The organism is Ancylomarina sp. YFZ004 (genome assembly GCF_054254355.1).
In genome coordinates this window covers 87,152-110,835 of the sequence record NZ_JBTCHQ010000014.1, presented here as the reverse complement: position 1 = coordinate 110,835, position 23,684 = coordinate 87,152, and the positions used below count along the sequence as shown (strand labels likewise).

General features: G+C 35.6%; 10 protein-coding genes. 7 read left to right on the top strand and 3 right to left on the bottom strand.

Annotated elements, in window-relative coordinates:
• Positions 1–572: 572 nt before the first annotated feature.
• From ACXR6G_RS18025 to ACXR6G_RS17995, 7 genes are all read left to right on the top strand, one after another.
• Complete coding sequence (locus ACXR6G_RS18025; protein ID WP_458362848.1) at positions 573–1,745, top strand: thioredoxin fold domain-containing protein; 1,173 nt, start codon at positions 573–575, stop codon at positions 1,743–1,745.
• Positions 1,746–2,450: 705 nt separating this feature from the next.
• Positions 2,451–9,116 (top strand): aminotransferase class I/II-fold pyridoxal phosphate-dependent enzyme, encoded by a 6,666-nt coding sequence (locus ACXR6G_RS18020; protein WP_458362847.1) that lies wholly within the window; start codon positions 2,451–2,453, stop codon positions 9,114–9,116.
• Between the two features lie 194 nt (positions 9,117–9,310).
• Entirely contained in the window at positions 9,311–9,784 is a 474-nt protein-coding gene (locus tag ACXR6G_RS18015; RefSeq protein ID WP_458362846.1) for a protein-disulfide reductase DsbD domain-containing protein, read from the top strand.
• Positions 9,785–10,219: 435 nt separating this feature from the next.
• Positions 10,220–10,708 (top strand): DUF4625 domain-containing protein, encoded by a 489-nt coding sequence (locus ACXR6G_RS18010; protein ID WP_458362845.1) that lies wholly within the window; start codon positions 10,220–10,222, stop codon positions 10,706–10,708.
• An 851-nt stretch (positions 10,709–11,559) separates the two neighbouring features.
• A complete protein-coding gene (locus ACXR6G_RS18005; RefSeq protein ID WP_458362844.1) occupies positions 11,560–13,575 on the top strand; it encodes a protein-disulfide reductase DsbD family protein in 2,016 nt (671 codons plus the stop codon).
• Positions 13,576–13,962: 387 nt separating this feature from the next.
• Positions 13,963–16,764: a M16 family metallopeptidase gene (locus ACXR6G_RS18000; RefSeq protein WP_458362843.1), complete on the top strand. Its 2,802-nt coding sequence runs from the start codon at positions 13,963–13,965 to the stop codon at positions 16,762–16,764.
• A 324-nt stretch (positions 16,765–17,088) separates the two neighbouring features.
• Positions 17,089–18,369: an L-cysteine desulfidase family protein gene (locus tag ACXR6G_RS17995; protein ID WP_458362842.1), complete on the top strand. Its 1,281-nt coding sequence runs from the start codon at positions 17,089–17,091 to the stop codon at positions 18,367–18,369.
• A 308-nt stretch (positions 18,370–18,677) separates the two neighbouring features.
• Here ACXR6G_RS17995 and ACXR6G_RS17990 read toward each other — a convergent pair whose 3' ends face one another.
• From ACXR6G_RS17990 to ACXR6G_RS17980, 3 genes are all read right to left on the bottom strand, one after another.
• Positions 18,678–20,543, bottom strand: coding sequence for an ATP-binding protein (locus tag ACXR6G_RS17990; RefSeq protein ID WP_458362841.1), 1,866 nt, complete (start codon positions 20,541–20,543; stop codon positions 18,678–18,680).
• 9 nt (positions 20,544–20,552) lie between these two features.
• Positions 20,553–21,017, bottom strand: a complete 465-nt coding sequence (locus ACXR6G_RS17985; protein WP_458362849.1) for a YfiR family protein — start codon at positions 21,015–21,017, stop codon at positions 20,553–20,555.
• A gap of 80 nt (positions 21,018–21,097) precedes the next feature.
• Positions 21,098–22,966 (bottom strand): TonB-dependent receptor plug domain-containing protein, encoded by a 1,869-nt coding sequence (locus ACXR6G_RS17980; RefSeq protein ID WP_458362840.1) that lies wholly within the window; start codon positions 22,964–22,966, stop codon positions 21,098–21,100.
• Positions 22,967–23,684: the final 718 nt, after the last annotated feature.

Below are 23,684 nucleotides of genomic sequence, written 5' to 3'. Positions count from 1 at the left end.
TTTGCGATTTTGATGGATTTAAAGGTGATGTAGCCGAAGATTTCAATCTAAAATTTATACCTCAATTTTATATATTAGATCGTAAAGGTAAAATCTTAGCCAAAGGATTACGAGGTGAAGCTTTATATAATAAAGTAAAAGAAATATTTGAAAATGAATAACTAGTAAATTATAGTTATTGATTTTAAAGACACTTTCTCTCGAAGTGTAAAAAAATAAAACACTCCTTTCTGCACATCCAAACTGAGAGGGGTGTTTTTTGTATTATCTAGGATTTAATTAAATTCACGCTTGAGTTTTGTGACTGTTAGGGAAAGTCGTCAGATTGCTAATGGGTAAGAACCTATTGCCTCTGGACTAATAGTATTAAGTATTTCAGGAATTAATCGTTAATGTATTTTTTCTATCGATCTTCATTTATACAGAATTTGTAAAGACGAAAATGCTTATTAAATCTATGAGTTTAAGCTTATTTAACATTTATTTTGCCATATGAATTCACCCTAATTGCGTTTTATAGGTTCTTATATATGTAACTTGTTGCAAACTTTTGTGACATAAATCTAAAATTGATGAAAAAAATTATTCTATCACTAGTTGCAATATTTGCTTTTGCTGGTGTATTTGCGCAAGGAATTGAATTTGAGCATGGAACGCTTGAAGAAGCTTTAGTAAAGGCTAAAAAGGAAAATAAAATCATTTTCATGGATTGTTATACCACTTGGTGTGGACCATGTAAGTATCTGTCTAAAAATATTTTCACTCAAAAGCAAGTTGGAGATTTCTTCAATAAGAATTTTGTGAATGTGAAAATGGATATGGAGTCGGAAGCAGGTAAGCCTTTAATGGCTATGTACAATGTAAGTGCTTTCCCTACTCTATTGTGGTTAGATGCTGATGGTAATATTCAGCACAAAACTGTAGGTGCTGGCGATGCTAATTCATTAATAGTAACAGCGACATTAGCTTTAGATATGGAGAACAATTGGTCTGCTTTGGATAAACGATTCAAAAAGGGTGATCGCAGTTCTGAATTCATGCAAAAGTATATCATGACTTCATCAAGAGCGGGTATTGATGTGAAGGAAGCCACGGATATTTATTTTTCAAGTAAGAAACCTGAAACATTGATTAATTCTGGCGATGCTGAGTTGATTACTAACACAATTAAAAGCACGTCAAATCCTATATATCACTTTGTGCTGAAGAATAAGGCTAAGTTTTATGCCGTAGCTGATAAAGGCCGAGTTGATCAATTTCTGGAATATACGATGATGGGAGAACTGGGACAGTTAGCTCGTAAAGGTGACATGGATGCTTTTAATCTTAAGAAGCAGGAATTTATTTCACTTGATAAAGAAGTGGGAACTAAGGTGGTTGCCTTTATGGATATGAACATGCTTAGGAGAGATCCTGATCAGAAGAAGTATTATCAGGCAATGGCTGATTATGCCGTTAAGTATGATTTTGACAATTCTGAAAATCTAAATCGTTACGCATGGGGTATTGCAGAAGCTAAAGAAGATCTTGGTCAAGAGCTTTTGAGCACAGCTGTTAAAATGGCAAAACGTTCGGTTGAATTGAATGCCAATTTTGCAAACATCGATACTTACGCTTTTTTATTGAATAAAGTAGGACAGAAAGAAAATGCTAAAATTCAAGCTGAAAAATCAGTGGAACTTGCCCCTGAAGATCAGAAGAAAGACCTGTGGGCAGTGGAATTTCTTAAGGGAGAAGAAAATTAAGCATAGAAAAGATTGTAGCTCAAGGTGAAAAAGTTGGAGCCAGTGTTTTGCAATTGAAAAAGGAAATTGAAAATATGCAGTCATAGAGACTGCCTTTGTGATTGATAAATGTGTTTGGAATCAGCTTCATTTCGGGAGTGGTTTTTAAATTCCCCCTTTCAAAGTGGTCCCGATATCTATTTGGAAAGGAGAGTGTCTTTCAATCTTTTTTCACCTTTCATTCACCCATTTTAATCGATTAGGGGTCTTATAGGTATAAACATGAATTGTTTCAATAAACAATTAAGTACTTACAACAAACAACTATTCTATTCTTGTTTAGGATTAGATGATTTAAACCACCTCCACCTCGGGGGTGGTTTTTTTTATGACTTGTCTTCATCTGAAAACGATTGAAATCATAAAAACCTATTGTGCAAAGGTTTGCGAAATTAATAGTGGGAAAAAACACACGAAGGAGTGAAAAATCTCACTATGTTTGTATGACTGATGATGAATAATCTCTAGTCCGTATTTCTAACTAATATCAATTTAATTTCAAAAGTATCTTGAAATAAAATAAATTAGTTTTTAGCTAGATCGAGGCAAAAAAGTAAAAGATAGCCGTAGTTACCTTGCATCTTTTTTAACGAAGAGATAGCTGAAAAGAATCATTTTATAAGATATGTTTTGGTGTTAATTTGGTATACAACAACCAAAATTAAAATGCACGTATCCGGAAGGCCACAATCCGAATTAAACTACGAGGCGCAGGTTTTTATCAACCTGTACCAATCCTTGGGAGAAAGAGCAGAGAACTTTCTTCCACATCGTATTTTTGAAAGCCTTACTCAATTTGTAAGGCTTTGTTATGAAGAATCAGATGATCCGGTCAATCAAGAACTGGAAATCAACAAGCGACTATTAGACCTTAAAGAGTCTATTCCAGCTTATGTTGATGTTTCCCTGATGATTTTCCCTCATGAAAATTCGAAAGCATTTGAGTACAGCGCTAAACGACAGTCCTTTGTCAAGCGAATTAACCACCTAATGGACATCGAAGCTGTAGACGAAAAGGAAAAGAAACAACTGAATCACATTTTAAATGCGCCTGACTTTTCTGTTGGTACACCACCTGTTAGTCAACATCTAATCAACTTTCTGTATCAGATTTTACTTGGAGATAAGGTCCGTGAGCTACGAAAGTTTCGCGACGTCATCGGTGTAAACGGCTATATTGAAGAAGCTCAATGGAATTACCTTTTAGATGTAATGGATCAGCTTGTTGTTCAAAGTACACATTACACCACAGCAAAGGAGAAAGAGCATTTCTTAACCCGTACCGAATCGACCGTCAATTTTAAGGGCTTGAATGGTTTTATCAGAACTCTGGTTTCTGGAACGGCTGACACGGCTATTAAACTCATTCGTGATGAGATTTTCCAGCCTGAGATTGTTCGTGTGATTGAATTCACAAGTCCCGATGAGGTTTACGATCAAATTTGTGAGGATACTACCAGCATTTTTATCGTGAAGGTGCAGCATATGCGTCGAAACCCACTGAATGATTTCAAATGGTTTCCATTGCTAACACGTATGATATTTGTTGATTGCTCGCCTGAGTCATTGGCATCGAACACCAGCTTGGTATTCTCCTTCCACAACGAAGTGATCAATACCCTGAATAAGGTTCATACCAAGAAATTGGGAGCGCCTGCCAATACTCAAATGAATCTTCGTTTGATTCTGGATAAGGTGAATTCCCGTAATTTGGAGAAATTCCGTTTGGCTGCCGAAGCTAAGATCAAGGATTATGAAGAGGAGTTGGCTCGACTGAAAACCGAGCAATTGGCGGAACCAGAAAACCCTGACCAGGATATCATTTTATATAAGTTTGATGAGTTTGCTCGTCAGATTATTAAAGACAAATACATTTTGTCGAAACTAGTTGCTTTTATCTCTTTTATTGAGAATATAAAAGATTCTAAAAAGCAGACTGAGACCATTGAGATTTTGCTTCAAGAGTTTGAAACTCGTATGAAGTCCTATTTCTATGCTGATAGCAAGGATATTGAATTGGCTACCATTGTTGAAGGTGGTGGTCGAAATCAACTTAAAACCTATGGCGAATATCTGCTTGAGCGTAAGTTAAAGAGTTTAAAAAAGGATGTTGTTGAGCGTTGTCGTGTTATTTTGGATATCATTCCTGATAGTTATCAGCGTACCCTGCATAACCATTTCCATAAGAATTTTGGGATTAATCTTTTCCTCGAAAAGTATAAGGAGTATTTGATTAAAGTTGAGAACGAAGCGGATAATAAAGGCCGCTTCAGAAACCTATTGATTGATCTTGGTATAGAGAAAAAATACGAGCAGAAAAGCGAGGAGGATAAGCAAATTATTCGTGAGTTCATCTCAGGTTTGGGTAATCTAGAAAAAACATCAATCTCTGATGATGTTCAGATGATTATTCGTGATTTGGTCTTGAATCGCACTCATGCGAAGCCTTTTATTTTCTTGAATCAGCAAGCAGCCTGGGAGTATAAAGATTTGTTCCCAATCGAGCAATTCGATATGAATGCTTTCGATGTTGAGATTGAGTTAGATGATGAAGGTCGTATCGATTACGAGCGCTTTTTAACCAAGCTACAACGCATCAAGAGTTCTTTTCAATTGTTTGATGAGACAGGAAGTTTGTGGGATAATTTTTGTGCCAACTCGACCATCTTAATCAATGACCCTTCGAACCCAACAGGCTATACGGATTTTAATAATGTGGCATTAATAAAATTCCTGAAGTTTATTAGCAATACACAGTTAACTCTTTTCTTGGATGAGGCCTATAACGACTCCGTTAAGATCGATGATCCTGAAGAGCCAAAGTGGAGAACGATTTCTTCTTATATCATTAATAATATAGCCAGTTATGCGCGTATTTCTATGGTGGCATCTATATCGACCACTAAGAATTTGGGAGCAACTGGCGACCGATTGGGAGCCTTGGCCGTAACTGAGGCTAAAAAGGATGTAACGGCTTTTGCCCGTAAACAATCAGATGCAAGCAGGGGTAATTCTTGTTCGCTCTTTATGTTGGTGAATATTTTGGAAGTGGCTCAACAAGCCAAGCGAATAAAAGTTCAGATGGATGAGGCTCTTCCTAAGGATGCTTCTCGTCATAAGGTGAAGCAGAAGCTGGAGGATTTCATTAAATCGAAGGTGAAAAGCAATGTGCCAACAACTATAGCACTCAGTTCGGAGTCCACCAAAAGAGAATCTTTGTTTGAGGGTAGTCCGCTTCATCTTTTCCTTTTGGATGAGCTACTATCTTTAGATAAGCTAGATGTATTGGAACTTCCTGATGATTTTAAGTATAAGGGGGAAGCTTTCTTTAGCTATTACAAGCAGCATATTGTTGGTGAATTGAACCAATTTCGTGTTAACCGAATCTTTAGATCCGAATCAATCAAAAGGTTGAAAATGGCTAAGGCAGTGGCTGCTAAAATCATAGACGAACAGCAATTAAGCGATGTGGGATTCTTGAATTCTGAGGGTGCTTACTTATTCAATATGACATTGAAGGGGTATTCTTCCTATCAGGATTTAGAGGCCTTTACTCAGGCGTTTGCCGAGAAAAGAGGCATTGCTGCCATACCCTATAAAACGGGAATTGTTCGTTTCTCATTGGGTGACTATGTGGAAGGAACCGAGGCTAGCTATCAAGTTTATGCCAAAGAGTTAGAGAATGCATTCAGATTGTTTATCACTAACTGGATTCGTTTTAATGAAGGCAAGAAAAAGGGTGGACTGGAGAATGATGACGTTTTAAATGAACTCTTCCCAGTGAAACGTGATAGGGAGTTTATTGATTCAGTCCTTGAGGATTATAAGCAAATTCGTGATCTTGAAAAACGCACGAATTATAGCTTGAAGATCAATGATATTAAGACCATGTATCATGCATTTCCTAATGTGTGTGGCGTGAGTATTAATTCTATTGGAGATTCTACGAATGCTGTGATCGAATTCTACGAGAATATTGGTCAGTGTACCAACTTGGTTGAATTTTTGAGCAGTCAGGCTTTCTCGAAGATTTATGAGAATTTATTGCCTCAGATCTACAGAAATATACCTGCGATTAAGCATTTGGATATCAATGAAGTTCTGGCTCGTTATGGCAAGCCAACCATTCAAAAATATGTGAATAGCAAGTTGAAATACCAGCCTAATGCGCATCTTCTTGATGGTCCGGATGAGAAGCTTGTCATGACGGAAATTCTGATTGATATGGAGCGTATTCTCTTCTCAGATTCCAAGGTGAAGATGTTGGTTTTGAATGCCAATGAAAAAGACCCCTCGGGTGATTTGGCGAAGCTTGAGGGCTATAACGTTATTCTACGTAAGTACATCCGTGAAATTCTCTTGCATTTCAACTTGCCTTTCGAGAAAGAGTTGATAGAACCTTCAGTTGATCAGTTGTTTGCAAAAGCAAGTGAGCGCCTGCAGGAGATATCGGGTAAGCGGATGAGTGGCGTTAATCTTGATTTACTGGTGCATGATCTTTTACAAAGCTTAGCGTCTGAAAAAGAGTTGAGTGAGCATTCTCATAGGAATCTGATACTTGCTTCTGTTCAGTCAGAACTTAATACGTTATTAAAAGATAAATCCGCTGAAGGAAAGCTATTGTCTATCTATTTGATTCAATCAGAAGTGGCCTTGGTCAAGAATCTAACGAATTCGGTGAACAGACTATTCCGAGGACTGGGAACACATGATGAACCAGATACACGCTTGTATTCTGAGAGTTTGATTGCTAACGAAGTCAAGGTTCTGTTGGAGCAAATCGTTATTCGTCAATCATTTAAACTAGTCGAAGAACAGATCGTAAGTGAAGCCAGACAAATGAGCTTGTTCTTGACTTCTGCTTTGAATCGTACTCGAAATACACAGCTTTACAATAGGTTCAACCATATTTTGATTAAGCTATTGAGCATGGATTATCTGTGCCAAAATTCCAAGTTGAACGAGATGATTCAGCATGGTTTTACCATGTATCAGAATTTTGAAATGGAGAACAAGGTTTTGGATACCCATGAAAAAGGAAAACTTTCCTGGATTAATGAGGTGATGACCAAGTGTGGTGTGATTGCTGCCGAGCAACCCGTTCAAACGCATACGCGTATGAATACCGATGCGAAGAAGAGGGAGTATCCATTCCATAAAATTGATAGAGCTAATCTTGAAGATCATAAGATTTCGGAGCTTAGTGAACAATCGCCAAGAGAGTTTATTAAGAACATGTCGACACGTCCATCTTCAGATTTCTTTGCGACACGTATGTCTAAATTTATCCAAAATATGGATACCGACGATTACCGTTGTCGAATTGTAAAAGGTGGTTTGGTTAACGAACTGTATGTTTTCCAAAAGTCGTACATGAAGTACTTGGCGGATAATTATAGATTGATTCAGCCAAAGGCGGTTAGCTTAAAAGAAGCGAAGAATTTTGTGCCGGATATCGTCTTGTTTTTAGGTGCACCAGAGAAGGTGATTTCCTACCCACAAATTGGTTATTTCGATTTGAATGGACCCAATGGAAAGATTAAAACCATTGTTACACCTCTTAAGAAATCGGTAGACTATTTTGGTGACGTGAAAAAGCCAAGATTAACCATGCTGAACGAGAAGGTGAAAGAAATGGGAGGTGCTCCTGTTCACGGTTCATTCTTTGTGATAGAAGGTGATGATGGTTCTTTGTTTGGTTTATTAATCAGTGGTGACTCTGGAGTTGGCAAGTCTGAAATGCTAGCAGCTATGATGCTGAAATGGTTAAAGAAAGACCTGCCAGGGGTTCGTTCTATCAAGCTGGTTGCAGGTGATATGCTTCATCTTTTCCCTGATACTGAGGGGAACTTATATGGTGTAGGTACCGAGCTGGGTGATTTCTCTCGTGTCACTGACTTTGATCCGGAATACATCAAGCAATACAGACCTCTATTCGAGTCGAGTGCCGATTCTAATGTGGAGGATTTGAACTCAAGATCTACCATTTCGGGATTCTGTGATATTAGCATGCCTTATAAGGTTGATATTGTTTTAACAGCCAATAATTTTTCTAAGGATGAGGCTGGCATAGTGAAATATTCCAATCCTGAGAACTTTATGCTTTATCGCGATGCTCACGGTGAGCGTAAGGAAAAGGCAACTAGTCAGGATAACCCTCATTTCCAAAGAACTTTATTGCGCTATACGGCCGATAAGAATATTGTGGAAGTGTTGGATCAACATGGTAACTATTTGGATGAAGTTCTGGATTGGGAAAAGGATCCAAAGAATGGGAAATGGTACTTGGCTTCTTCCTATAAATTGATTGAGAAGATTGATATTGAAGAGGTGGTTAATAAGATATTTGCCAGGAAACAATTCCATAGAGAGGCATTGGATTTAGAAGTTAGATCTATCCGTTTTGATATCATCAAGAATCGATTTATTGTGACAGCTCAATCTGAAGATGCACCTGTTGAGTTTGTTCTGGATCGAGCTTTCTTTAGCAGCATCTTTAATTCTTTAGCAAGTACACCAGGAGGTAACCCGTTTATTCATGAAGATGATGAATTAGAGATTCGTAAGCATCTGATTGAAGTCCTTAAGGGAGGTAAATCGGGTAAAGGAAAAGGCAAGCACATACAGTGTGGTATTCTTTCTACTGATTTGGGTAAAAAAGGGAAGGAGATTACCGGGCCACAAAAGGCTGCTCAGGATGTGAGACGATTGATACAAGAGGTTAGGAATGCCAATCCAGACATTCATAAAACGAAGAATGTGGTGAAAAAGGATATTGAGCAAAAGTATGGCTGGTTGTTCTTGCATCATAAGAAGAGTTTGGAAGTGGAGCGATACAATTTCTTTTTGTACCAAATGGAGCAAATGAGAAAGGCGCGTTTTACCAGACTGGATAATACAAAGAAAGCGGTTGATTTTTCGATGTTGGATGGTTATGAACCACTTCCAAAGAATCATCAATTTAGTCCATTGTTGGTAACACCAAACATTAATATTGAGCTGAATAGTTTCACTGAAACCTATGAGCAATTAATGTGGTTGCCAAATAATCAGGAGTTTGCTGAGTCGTTTTACGAGGATTGTGATCAGCTTTATATTGCAGAAGCTTACAGTGAAGAAACCATTGTCAATAACATGATTGTTCAGCTTCTTTTGAAGAATGGTTATATCGCGGTAGATGATCTTTCCCGTGGAAAGATTACCGAAAAAGCGAATCGTGAAACCATTGCTGCGGCTAAATTTGCTGCTGTGAAAAAATACAGGGAGCATACGACAAAGGAGAGTAAAACCTCTGAGTCTGTCGTTAAAAAGCAAAGCAAAACGAAAAAGTAGCCTTGTTCATCTTATTACTTTTAAAGCCATCCTTAGGGGTGGCTTTTTTCAAAAGAATGGCTTGGACTCAGAGAATTAACATCCTTTAATAGTTTTTTCTGTATATTAATTCACCCATGTTGGTATTTTAGGGGGCATTATTATAGTGAGATGCTATCTTGCTGCATAATTTGTACAAATTAATAAAAGAAGATATGAACAGAAGAATTACTGTATTAGTTGGTTTGTTGTTGATGTTGAGTAGCCTATCTTTTGGGCAAATTCTAACTCCAGCAAAGTGGAAGGTAGACTTATCGAAAACAGAAATTAAAGTAGGTGATGTAATTGATGTTGTTTTTAAGGCAAAGATTGATAAGTCATGGCACTTGTATTCTAATGATTTTGATCCGGAATTGGGACCCATTTTGATTGAATTTGATTTTGAAGCGAATGCAAGTTATGAGCGTATTGGAAAAGTTAAGCCTTTGAATTCTAAGAAGAGCTACGATAAAGTTTGGGATGGTGAAGTGAGTTATTTCGAAAATACCGCAGAAATGCGTCAGCAAATTAAAGTGTTGAGTTTACCTCTAAAGATCGAAGGAACCTTTGATTTTCAATCTTGTTCTGATGTAAGTGGACAGTGTGTATTGGGGGATGATGAATTCGATTTGAACTACCCTGGCAAATAAAAAATAATCTTCTTTAAAAGATTTGAGTCATCCTTCGGGGTGACTTTTTTTGTATTTGCAATAAGTGTAAGGGCTTAATTAGAACCTTGTCTATTCAGTAAGGATACTTGTTTTAAATATGCTCATGAGTGTGACAGACAGTAGGTTTCGGGGATTGTCCAAGAAAAAATTAAAGATATCTGATCTTTAATTTTTATTAATCAATAAAGGTAGTAATGTGTGTTTTATCCCTTTATGGACTACTGAAATTAACATTTATTAACGAAATTGTTCTGTATTAAAGTTTTGATCTTGATCAAGTTTTCTGATCATTTTACATGTTAAAAGTGTCCTTTAACAGATGAAGTGTACATCTATTGTTTTTTTTATTCTTCAAGTCAGTTTACTATCTTTATTTCAGCTACATTGAAATAAGTAATCCCTAAATATAAACCTATGGCATATTTTACTTCCCCAAAAAGTAGGATTAATAAAATAAGATTTAATTCAAAACTGTTTATCTGTTTGTTAACTTTTCTTCCTTTAGTAGGATTTTCATATATTTCTCAAGAACAGACTGATAAGGTATCTCCAAAAATTAATTTACTAAGTCCCAATACTCACTTTGAAGTACGACGTGGAGATAAAATTCATATAAATGCACAACTTCAAGATGATCAGGAATTAGCATCCTATAGAATTGTAATAAGTAAGGGAGGTATCACTGCCGATAAATATTCTGATGCTTTTTCAACGCATCAGCAATTGGATGCTGAGGGAAAAGCTTTTCCGACTATTTTAGGAGCTAAATCATATGAACTTAATTTAGACGTAAAAGTTGGCGAGAATGCCATAGTTGGAGATTATAATTTTAAATTTCATTTAAAAGATAAGGCTGGTAATGAACACATAGTTGAGCGTTTTTTTAATGTTTCCCGTGATTAAAAAAAGATGCATAGAATCCACTACCTATGTAATTATCTTATATGATATTGAACCACCTCTACTTAGAGGTGGTTTTTTTGATCCTATCTTTTTTCGCTGTGTCAAGTAAATAAATTACCTGATATTCATCAAAATGATAACTTCCAATTTAAAGTGTTAAAATGGATTGAGATATTAAACCATGAATTCAACTGTCAGGTTCCAAGCTTTGTTTCGACTATTTCAGTGATATAGGATACCTGATCAGGAGGAAGCTTCATATAAGTACAGTCTCTGTTCTATTTCGTAATTAATGTATTATTGAAGGACAGCTCCATTTTGAAACGGACTTGTTTGTTTGAATATAATCCAGTGAATTATGAATTGCCTCGAGCTGCAATTGTTAACTCCTTGTTAAAAGAACGACTGTTCTAACAAAAAACGAGAAAAATAGGCTTGGTTTTAATCTGAATTTATCAATTTTACATCAGGTTAAGCTCTAGATGGAGACAGATGAAAAAAAAACACAAAAATGTTATTTTTTTTCAAGAAAGAATGAATTTCTATTTTCATCTAATCTAGATTAAATGTGAGCGTGTAAGTTTATGCAAATTAAGCTGCTTATGCGATCTTTTGTTAACAAAACAATTGGGGTGATTGTTTAGTCTATGATCGCTATCTTGCTGAGTTTAATATTTTTTGACAAAAAAAAATGAAATCTGATTCACCCATTTTACCTGATTGCGGGTCTTATGAGTGTAAGAAAATTGAAAATAATCAAAAAACACAATATCTCTCAGGAGATAAAAAGCAATATTGAATTAGTGGTATATTAATTTGCCACACACAACAACTAACAAAAACTAAGACCAATGAAATTGAATTTTAAATTTGCTCTCGTTTTTATTTTGAGCAGCATGATTACTTTAAGTGCATTTAGTCAGATTGTTCAGCCAGCCAAGTGGAAGGTCGAATTTTCGAAGAAAGATGTGAAGGTAGGAGAAACTCTTGAAGTATTAATTAAAGGAGACCTTGAGGATACATGGCATGTGTATTCAAATGACTTTGATCCTGATTTAGGCCCTATTGTAGCGACTTTCAACTTTACCGAAAATGATTCTTACGAATTAGTTGGTAAAGTAAAATCAATAAATGCCCATAAAAACTACGACGAAGTATGGGAAGGTGAAGTAAGCTATTTTGAAAAGAAAGCTGAATTTCGCCAAACAATTAAAGTTTTAACAGCTAATTTAAAAGTTGCGGGTTCGTTCGAGTATCAGGCATGTACTGATGTTTCTGGACGTTGTGTAATGGGGGAAGAAGATTTCAATTTATCATTAAGCGATAAAGAGACTGCAGCTGTTGTTAAGGAAGAGCTTAAGGCTGATACAAAAGAGGCAGCTCCGGTAGATAAGGAGCAAAAATCAAAGAAAGGTCTTTGGGCAATTTTCATTGCGGCTTTCATTGGTGGTTTGATTGCAATTGTTACACCTTGTGTATTCCCAATGATTCCTATGACAGTGAGTTATTTTATGCACTCTGGTGGGGGTAATAAAGCTAAGGGAAGAATGAATGCTTTCTTCTATGGTTTCTCAATTATTGCAATCTATACGATTATCGGTACTATCCTAGCCGTAGTGATGGGACCAGATTTTGCTAACTTCTTGAGTACACACTGGATTCCAAACGTACTGTTCTTCATCATCTTTGTTGTATTTGCATTTTCATTTTTTGGAATGTTCGAAATTACAATGCCAAGTTGGATGGTAAACAAGTCTGTTGCAAATGAAGATAAAGGTGGGTTTATGGGTTCATTCTTTATGGCTTTCACACTTGTGTTAGTTTCATTCTCATGTACTGGACCAATTGTAGGATCTATTCTTGTGGCTTCAGCAGGTGGTGAAGTTTTGATGCCAATTATTGGTATGTTAGGATTCTCATTAGCATTTGCACTTCCATTTACATTGTTTGCAATTTTCCCGGGATGGTTGAACAATATGCCTAAGTCAGGTGGATGGTTGAACTCTGTGAAAGTTGTATTGGGATTCTTGGAATTAGCTTTAGGATTGAAATTCTTAAGTATTGCAGATCAGACTTACCATTGGGGAATCTTAGATAGAGAAGTTTACTTAGCTATTTGGATTGTCATCTTCACATTAATGGGATTCTATTTGTTAGGGAAATTAATGTTCTCACACGATAGTCCAGTGAAACATGTAAGTGTTCCTAGATTAATGTTAGCTATCGCATCATTCTCTTTTGTAGTTTATATGATTCCAGGAATGTTCGGTGCTCCACTTAAAGCATTATCAGGATTTACACCTCCACAATCAAGTTTAGATTTTGATATTCAGGCAATGGTTCGTAATAGCGGTGGTTCTGGTGGAACTCATCAAGCTAAGATCAATGCAAAATATAGTGATTTCCTTCACTTGCCACATGGTTTACAAGGTTATTTCGATATGGATGAGGCCAAAGCAGCAGCCAAAGCTCAGAATAAACCATTGTTTATCGATTTTACGGGTCACGGTTGTGTAAATTGTCGTGAGATGGAGTCAAACGTATGGTCTAATCCTGAAGTGTTGAGACGCTTAAGAGACGATTATATCATCGTAGCCATGTATGTTGACGATAAGAAAAAATTACCAAAAGAAGAGTGGGTTGTATCTAACTACGATGGTAAGACAAAAAAGACATTGGGTAAGATTAATGCTAATTATCAAATAGAGCATTATAACGTAAACGCTCAACCTTATTATGTGCTTTTAGATAATGAAGGTAAAACTTTACATACACCAAGAGCTTACGATTTAGATGTGGAAGCATTTGTTAAGTTTCTTGATGATGGTATAAAGAATTTTAAGAACGGGACAAGCGTTACACTCTAGTTCTCTAGTGTAAAAAAAGCAATATATTTGCAGCGTCTTTGTACTGTATTATATGCAAATAGTTTTTTAATTATTTTTTTAGTTAGTCGGTAGAGGGGCAGGGTCCGTCTGGAATCGTTTGGTGTCTTAGAGGCACAATCTTCTTTAAAATCATCTTTGGTCGGATCTGTTTTTAAAGAAATTGAAAGCGAGCTCTTGGATTCTGTCCTTTCTTGTCGGAAAGATTTTACAAATAGTTGAAGAATGTCAAAGTCGAAAGAAACCAGTTAAACATCTAGTATGTTTTCCTTTTAAATCAAATTCAGTTGAAATAGATTAAAAATGTTTTGTACACCACTAAAGAAAGCAGGCTTACCTATTGGACCCACTGGATTAAATATTTTAAATATGACTTCAAAATTAAAATTTTCACTTCTAGTGTGTTTTAGCATTCTAGGATTGAACTCTTTTGCTCAGTATACAACTACTGTACCTACCAATGAGGCGGTAAAGACGGGTAAGCTGGAGAATGGCATGACCTACTACATTATGCATAACGAGGAACCTAAGGATAGAGCTAGTTTCTACTTCGTTCAGAATGTAGGTGCTATTCTTGAGGACGATGCACAGAATGGTTTGGCTCATTTTTTGGAGCACATGGCTTTCAATGGCCTAAAGAACTTCCCTGGTAAAAACATGCTCGATTACTTAGAGAAAAACGGTATTCTATTTGGTCGTGATATCAATGCATACACAGCTCAAGACGAAACGGTTTATAACTTGAGTAATATTCCTGTTGCAAGCGAGAATTTATTGGATTCAGCTTTATTGGTACTACATGATTGGTCTGGCGGACTATTATTAGAAGGTAAAGAAATTCAGTCGGAGCGTGGTGTCATTCACGAAGAGTGGCGTACAAGAAGAAATGTTCGTAAGCGTTTGGGAGATCAAACTTCTCCTGTGATGTATAATAATTCAAAATATGCTGATCGTGATGTGATTGGATCTTTAGATGTTATTGACAATTTTGAGCACTCAACATTACGTGATTATTACGAGAAATGGTATCGTCCGGATCTACAAGCTGTCGTTATAGTTGGAGATATTGATGCTGAGAAGATGGAAGCTAAAGTAAAAGCTTTATTCTCAAAAATCCCTATGCCTAAGAATGCTGCTGAGCGTACATACTGCCAAGTTGAAGATTCAAAAGAATTGGCCTACGTAGCAGCTAAAGATAAGGAAGCAAGAAGTCTGAGCATTATGTGGGGATTTCGTTATGATTTAGATCCAGTGATCACTGAAGAGACTCAAAGACGCGATATGGCTAATTCGATGTTCTCTCAGATGCTTAAATCTCGTATTTCTGAAAAAACGAAGAAATTAGAATGCTCTGCTGTTGGGATGGAGCTTGGCGATTTTGAAATGGCTAGAACCAAGGGGCTTAATTATATTTATGTATCTCCTAAAATTGGTAAAGAACTTGAGGCTTTTGCTGAAGTCCTTACAGAATTAGAACGTGTGAAGCGTCATGGTTTTAATCAATCAGAATTGGATCGTGTTAAAGTTCAAATTCAAAGATCATACGAATCGTACTATGCGAATCGTGCTAAAATAGGTAACGATTCTTGGGCAAAGCAATTGGGTGACTTGTTCTTAAAGTCAAAGCCTTTCCCGTCTATAGAGTGGGAGATGGCTTATGCGGCTAAAACAATCCCTGCAATTACGCTTGAAGAAGTGAATGCAATGGTTAACAAATATTCAGATGAGAATAATTCAGCATTGATTTTGAAAGGCCCTGAAAATGCGACACAATATTTCCCAACTAAAGAAGAGTTATTAGCTGTTGCAGCTAAAGTGAAGTCTTCTGATGTTGAAGCTTATAAAGATGAAGCTGGTGATCAGCCTCTTGTTGCTAAGAAATTAGCTACTGCTAAAATCACAAGCACATTTGAAGTTGATGGAACTGATGCAAAAGGCTATGTTCTTGAAAATGGTGCAAGAGTTGTTGTTCTTCCAACAGAATACAGCAAGGATAATATTTCAATGTCATCATTTAGTTTTGGTGGATCTTCATTAATTGCAGAAAAGGATTTAGCTTCAGCAGATATGGCTACTGGAATTGTTGGCATGTCTGGTGTTGGAGAATTCGATGCAACTCAATTAAAAAAGAAGTTAACGGGTAAAATTGTTGGTTTAAGTGCAAGCCTTGGTGAGCTGACTGAAGGCTTTTCAGGATCAGCTTCTCCTCAGGATTTTGAGACATTAATGCAATTGCTTTATTTGAATTTCGAAGCACCACGTTTTGAAGAAGCGCCTTTTAATGCACAAATGGCTCGAATTAAAAACTACCTTGCAAATATTGGTGTTGATAATAAGAAAGCTCTACAGGATACGATTTCATTAGCAAGTACAAATTATTCATCTCGTACTCTATTGTTTGGAGACGAGTTTGTAAATAATATTGATTTCAATAGAGCAAGCGAAATTTATAAAGAGCGTTTCTCTGATGCTAGTGATTTTACGTTCATCTTTGTGGGTAACATTAATGAAGAGGTACATTTGCCAATGATCCAAAAGTATGTTGGTAACATTAGCTCTACTAAGCGAAAAGAATCTTTCGTAGATCATAAAGTTGGTCCTGCAAAAGGAAAAACCAGCAAGATTTTTGATCGTAAGATGGCAGTGCCTAAAACAACGGTTTCATACTCTCTAAGCGGTGATTTTGATTACACACTTAAGAATAGATTGATGTTGAATGTGGTATCTCAACTTCTTTCAAAGCGTTACATGACAACCATTCGTGAAGAAGAAGGTGGTTCATATGGTGTAGGGGTTCGTCCTTCGTCATCAAAATTACCTACTCCTGAGTTTTCTTTAGGAATTAACTTTGATTGTGATCCAGAGAAATGTGATCGTCTGGTTGAGATTGTAAATGCAGAAATCATCAAAATTCAAAAAGAGACGTGTAGTGCTGCAGATCTAACTGAGATTAAGAATAATTTCATTAAAAGTAGAGAAGAAGCGGAATTACAAAATTCTTTCTGGATGAGTGCTTTAAAAAAGAACCAAATGTTAGGTTCTGAATTTACTTCAAAGGAAGATTATAAGAAATTGATTGAAGGTATCGATGCTGCTGCTGTTAAAAAGTTTGCAAAGAAACTTTTCAAGAAAACGAATACTGTAGAGGTTATTATGAACCCTGCAGAATAATTTTGATTGTTAGTTTGTGTTAGTTGTGGATCGATCGGTTTTAATCGGTCGATCCTCTCTTTTAATATCACAGATGAATTTGGAAAAAAGAATGAATGTTTTAGGGGCATTCGTTTTTTTTTATTGAGTTTCCTTATTTAAAGGTAGCATCGCTTAAACCTCAGACCGGTTAGATTTAGATGTGCACTTTTAAAAGCTCGAAATCTAAATTGCATTGTTTTACATCCCTATTGGGATCTACTTTTGAATTTTTTCACCAAGGTGAGAATAATTAATACTTAACCTAATTTAAAAGCGACTATTTGCTTTTAATAAACAACAACAATGAAGGACGTTTACTTAAACAAATTAAAGAAGGAGTTTGTGCCAGCTGCTGGCTGTACAGAACCTGCTTCTATTGCTTTGGCAGCTGCTAAGGCTAGTGAAATATTGAATGCTAAACCTGAAAGAATAGAAATGAAGGTTAGCGGAAATGTTTTTAAAAATGTGATGGGAGTAGGAATACCAGGCTCCACTCTTGTAGGTATGCCAATTTCAGCTGCTTTAGGAGCTTTAGGAGGTGAGTCTAAAAATGGATTAGAGATTTTCACTCACATTAGTAGTACTGTAGCTGAAGAAGCAAAGAATTTTGTTAGTGATGCGAAGGTTCAAATTCATATGGTACATGATGTACCTAAGCTTCATGTTGAATGTATTAGTTATAATGGCGATGATATGAGTCGTGTTGTTATTCAAGATAGACATGAAAATATCGTATTGGTAGAACGTAACGGAGAAGTTATTTTTACCAAGGAAGTAAATACATCAGTAGAAGTTTCTGATGGACAAGAAGATTGGAGTATTGAATCAATCTATAATTTTATAAAAGATGTGGAAATTTCTGAGCTTCAATTCCTTCATCATGGTATTGAGTTGAATAGAAAAATTGCAGAGGAAGGTCTTAAAGGTAGTTACGGATTGCAAGTTGGGAAGTCGATGTTGTTGAATATTGAAAAAGGTGTTCTTTCTGAAGATATTATCAATAAGTCGGTTATGATGGCCGCTGCTGGTTCTGATGCTAGAATGGCTGGTTGTTCATTACCTGTCATGTCTAATTGTGGTAGTGGTAATCAAGGTATGAGTTTGACTTTACCGATTATGGTTGCTGCAGAGAAATTAAAGGTTGCTGACGATACTATGCTAAGAGCATTGGGATTGGGATTATTAATCTCAATTCATATGAAAACTTTTGTAGGGCAATTGTCAGCACTTTGTGGTGTATTACTGTCAACATCAGGTGCTGCTTGTGGTATAACCTATATGATGGGGGGTGAATTGAATCATTTGAACTCAACATTGAAAAATATGACTGGATCCGTTACAGGTATGATTTGTGATGGTGCAAACAGCAGTTGTGCTCAGAAAATTTCGGCAAGTGTAAGCGCTGGAATTCAATCATCTTTATTAGCAATAAACAATCAATGTTTAAAGAATATGGACGGTATCGTTGACGAAGATGTCGAAGCCACAATTCGTAATATTGGTTTATTAGCAACTGAAGGAATGCAAATAACAGACGATGTTATTCTTAAAACAATGCTTGATAAGATGAATAGAGCTTGCTAGTATAAGATATAAATGAATTATTCGGTTTAGAATCGATTCAGAAAAATAATGGGCTATCGGATTTATTCTGATAGCCCATTGTTAGTTTTATACGTTTCATTTTTGCAGTCTAATTGGAGTCGCTACATTTACATGGACAAAAGATTAAGCTACCATTTTATAATATTCAATTTACAAATAAGCCCTGTGTCAGAACCAAACTGAGTATAACTAGAACTGTGGCTTAGTCTTAAAGCTAAATCAGTCCATTTTTAGTTGAAAATTAACAGATTTTACTTTTTGGATTATTTGAAGTAATTCATCCTTTTTCATTGTTTCGTAATATATGCATCACAGCCAGCTTCCAAGGCGTGCTCTTTATCGCCAGCAAGAGCAAATGCGGTAACTGCTATAATAGGTAAATCAGGCAAAAATGTTTTTATATGCCGGGTAGCTTCGTGACCATCTATTACGGGCATTTTAATATCCATCAATATTAGGCTAATACTTGGATTATTTTTACATATATCTACAGCTTCTTTACCATTATTCGCGCGAATAATTTTCACGGGTTTTTTAGAAAGCATCTCTTGGATAAGATTGAAATTTACATCATCATCTTCAGCTACCAGAATAGTATCACTCGCATACTGATTTATGTTTTGAGTAGGATTTTCAGAAACAATAGTCTTTTCTTTTTCAGCTTCTTTATATGGTATTGTAAAGGTGAATAATGATCCTTTGCCTGGTTCCGATTGAAGCTGTATAGCCCCACCCATCATTTCAATATATGCTTTTGAAATTGCAAGACCTAAGCCCGAACCACTATGCATAAATTGCAATTCATTATCTGCCTGTCGGAACCTATCAAATATAATATTGTGATACTTTTCATCAATTCCTAAACCGGAATCTTTAACAAAAAACTCCAGGTATGAATTGTTAACTTGTTTATATCCGAATTCGACAAATCCCTCTTCTGTGAATTTAAAAGCGTTTGTAAGCAAGTTTGTAAGTATTTGCTTTAATTTCGTTTCATCAGCAATGATTTTAACTAACAGTTTAGGCGATGAATTATTCAACTTAAAATCGACATCCTTATTTATTTGCTTACTAATACTCAATTCTTTAAAAACATTCAAGCTAAAAGCATCAATATCAATAGGTTCTTCCCTTAGTACGACTAAATTGACTTCAATTTTGGAGATCTCAATAATATCCGAGATTATAGATAATAGTTGCTTGCCACTTGAGTTGATAATATCAACGAACTCTGCTCTTTGGGCAAAAGAATATTCAGGAAACTTAAGTAAATCTGCATATCCAATTATTGCATTCATCGGAGTGCGTATTTCATGAGACAAGTTTGCCAAAAAAGATGACTTTAAACGATCGCTCTCTTCAGCTTTAATTTTTGCCTGCTCTAATTCAATTGTTCTCTTTTTTAAATTTTCCCGTTCAATTACGAGTTCTTTTTCCGCCTTATCGCGTTCCAATTGATACTCTTCTATACTGGTAAGCATACCATTAAATCGATCATATAGAATACCTGTCTCATCGTTTGTTGTTTTTTCAATTCTTAGGTGGTAGTTTGATGATTCAGATATTTTCTCTGCAAACTGAGCTAGGTTAAGTATTGGTTTCGAAACTATATTCTGAAACTTAGCGGCCAGAATAATAGCAATAATGATTACGATAATTAAATTTAGAATTGCACTTGCGATATAATTGAATATTTTTTCATGAATAGCTTCAGTTGATACCTCCAGGCACAGCGTACCATATTGTTTATTGTTGTAAAGTATTGGTTCATTTATAATTATATGATCGTTTTTCGTTTCAGTAATGTTCTTGATCAGAAGATTATGCTCTTCGTAATTTTCGTTTTTGCTCAAATAACTAGCAAAAATAAGACTATCCTTATCGTATATTCTGGCAAAATTTATGTTAGGAATTTTATTTAAAGTTTTCAGTACTCTATTTGCTCCTTCTGCATCATTAAACAAAAGAGTTGTAACACAGTTTTCTGCAATTAACTCAGCATTTAATTGTTGATTGTCAGTTATGTCTTCATTTAGATGTCGATAAGAGCTTAGAATTCCCAGAGTAGAGATTAAACCAATACTTATAATGGTAATACTCAGAATTATAAATATTATTTTTTGCTTTATCGTTAGTCTTTTGATTGGAATCATATCATCAAATTATAAAATGCGGGCACTTTTCATTAACAAATGGCTGATTTTAAATCCAGCTGAGTCTACAGAGCTCTTATTTATCTCAAATTTTAGCTTTCCTTTATCTATGAAAAAATTAATATGAACTCCTGCCTTTGCACACATCTTGTTTTGTGAAAAAAGAAGAATACCATATTTATTTGCCAAGGGTATAGTTGATTTCAGGCTTGCTGAATCAATTTTATCTATAAAACAGATTTGACATGAAGAAATATCGTCTCCTTCAAGTAAACTTAGAACCTTAACAGTTCTATTTTTTATTTTCTGCGATTTGAATATTTCTTTAATCGTATTCGCAAATGCTGGATTGTTCACAACACCAACTGTTATAATTGTATTCTCATCAGATAAACATTCCGAAGGCCATTCTACAAAACGGGTAATACGTTCCATATACGCAGCTCTAAGAAGGTCTTGGTCGACCTGCGCCATCATCTTCCCGGGGAAAATGAATATTAATAAAAGGATTATGATTTTCTGGATTTTCAATTTATTTTTATTTAACCCTGTTATTACAAATGCACCTTTAATCCAAAACTGAAATTTCTTCCATTTTGAATTATAGAATGTTGAGCGTGTTCGTATCCACCCGGATAAGCATATTCTGTATCAAATATGTTCCTTATTTTAAAATTGACCATTACATGATTAAATAACATTTTGGACCTTATATTGAGATTTGCCAGAAAAAACGGATCTGTTGAAGTTTTGTAAATCGTTTTCCTTTTTGATTCAAAAAAACATTCAGGAGAAATCGTAAACAAATCAGTAACTGATTGAATAACTCCTGCTTTTAAAAGTAATTTTGGCGAATTCGTTAGTTTAGTTTTTGAATTCGAATCAATAGACTTTTGTAATGCGCCATTTACAAATAGAGTCGTTTTATTTTGAGGTTTGTATTTAATTTCAAACTCTAAACCTTTACCAGAAACTCTCCCAATATTTTGAAAATAAACTAAGCCATCTTCCTCATCAAGAGTCTGATCAATTAGCTTTCTCATTTTGTATTGATATAATGCCGTTGATATAAAAAGATTATTTAGAGGATTATATTCCCAAACCACTTCTGTTGTTCGAATTCTTTCCGGGTCTATATTACTATTGGCTTTTAAATACCCATTCTCTTCATACTGTGTTTCATAAAAGCTGGGCGTTCTGTACGCTTCACAGTATAATAGTTTTAAGGTTGATTTTTTTGTGATATTGTATATTGCAGCTAGTCTTGGTGAGAAAGAATTGGTGCCAAATGAATGGTAATCAAACCGAAGACCTGCTGTTAACCGTAAATTTGGTAACACTTTATATTCATCCTGTACATAAATCGAAAATTCAGAATATGGTTTGTTCTTATCCATATATGTTTCATCCAAATCCCACTCCTTGTAACTGGCTTCAGAATTATATTTATATCCGACACCTCCTGAAAATTTATTTTTCTTGTTAATATTATAAATAAATTGTGCCTCAGTACCTAGCCAGTTACTATTCGATTTATCATAGCTTTTGTAAGATTCATAAGAGTATTTCCCCTTATAATTGTCACTGTCATAATATGAGCGAAGTAGAAAGGAAAGTTTTTTATTAAATTCTTTTTTGTATTGAAGATCGAAGTAATATCTTAAGTCCAGAGATTTTGAGGTGTTTATGAGGTCTGTTTCCCATGCGCCGGTCGGAATCCCTTTCCTGCGATTTGATAATGAAGCCTTAATTGTCAGATTTCCTTTAGAAATTTCTGAGTATAAACCATACAACTTTTCCCAATCAAGACCGTTCGAAATTCCGTGATTTGTTTCGGGAGTATCTAAATCTTCGAAATATAAATCGGGACCATCTGTTTGACCAGCAATTCCCGAGATAACTATATCAATGCCATTCTCCAATGTTTTTCCCCAGAGGGCAGAAGCTTCTTTTTTATTATAACTGCCTAATGTAGTTTTAATATCAAGGCCATCAATGTCATGACCCTTTTTGGTGATTATATTTATAACACTTAACATTGCACCGGAACCATACATCGATGAACCTGGTCCTCGTACGATTTCAATACGGTCAATTAAATCCATGTTAAATGATAAGGCCGAGCCAAACGATGCTGAACCAAACACATTTTCATTTAATGTATGCCCATTTATCAACAATTTACTACGATTGTTATAATCGCCCGACCTTCCAAATCCACGGGTTCCGATATAACTATAATTACGATCGTTTGAAATATAAAATCCTTTTTGGCTATTTAATGCTTCATCCAATGTATTATAACCATAATCCCTTATATCATCTGAAGTAACGATCGTAATTGAAGAAGGAGCTTCTGATAAAGACTGTTCGTATTTTGAAGCCGTTACAACATTTTGGTTTAGCAATTCTTCGAACGACATATCAAAGAGATTTTCAACTTTACTTGTATCTGTTTGGCTAAAGAGTTGAAACGAATTAAGTATCAAAATTAAGACAAGTAGGGGAACATTTTTGGGTAAATGGACCATGCGATTTGGGTTATATTTAGGCTTAAGAAGCCTTAACTTAAAAAATATTTAACTGATTAGCTAAATATCAATATTGATTTGTATTAAGATTAATTAAAAACAACATAAGATTAGTGTTATTGTAAATAGTGTTTTAAGATTTCAGGGGGAGTTGAAATGAAATTTATCTACTTAAAAAATACTTCAAAATATTCCAGTTGTAACTGATAAACCTATAATTATTATGCTTGATACCACTTGTGAAAAGCAACCATGTTTCTGTAAGTTGTTGTTCATAAGGGGAATGGGAGGTGCTGGGTTGTGTGTCTTTAAAAATGGAATCTATTTAACAGGGTGGGGGTGCCTCCGAAGTAGGGGGGAGTACCTCAAAAGAACCAAGTCGGAGTGAAAAGATGCCAAACCGGAACTCAGAAGTACCAAGCCGCACTTCCCAGGTAGGGAGGGTACCTCAGAAATACCAAAGCGGAGCAAATAAGGACCAAACCGGAGAAAAAAGATTCAAGGATAAAGAGAGTCTTAATAAGTGCGATGCTTATGTCGGACTTATACTAATTAGCTTCGCCGAGCTCCACTTCGTTTCAGTAGTATCGCGTTCCTTTGTTAGAAATAA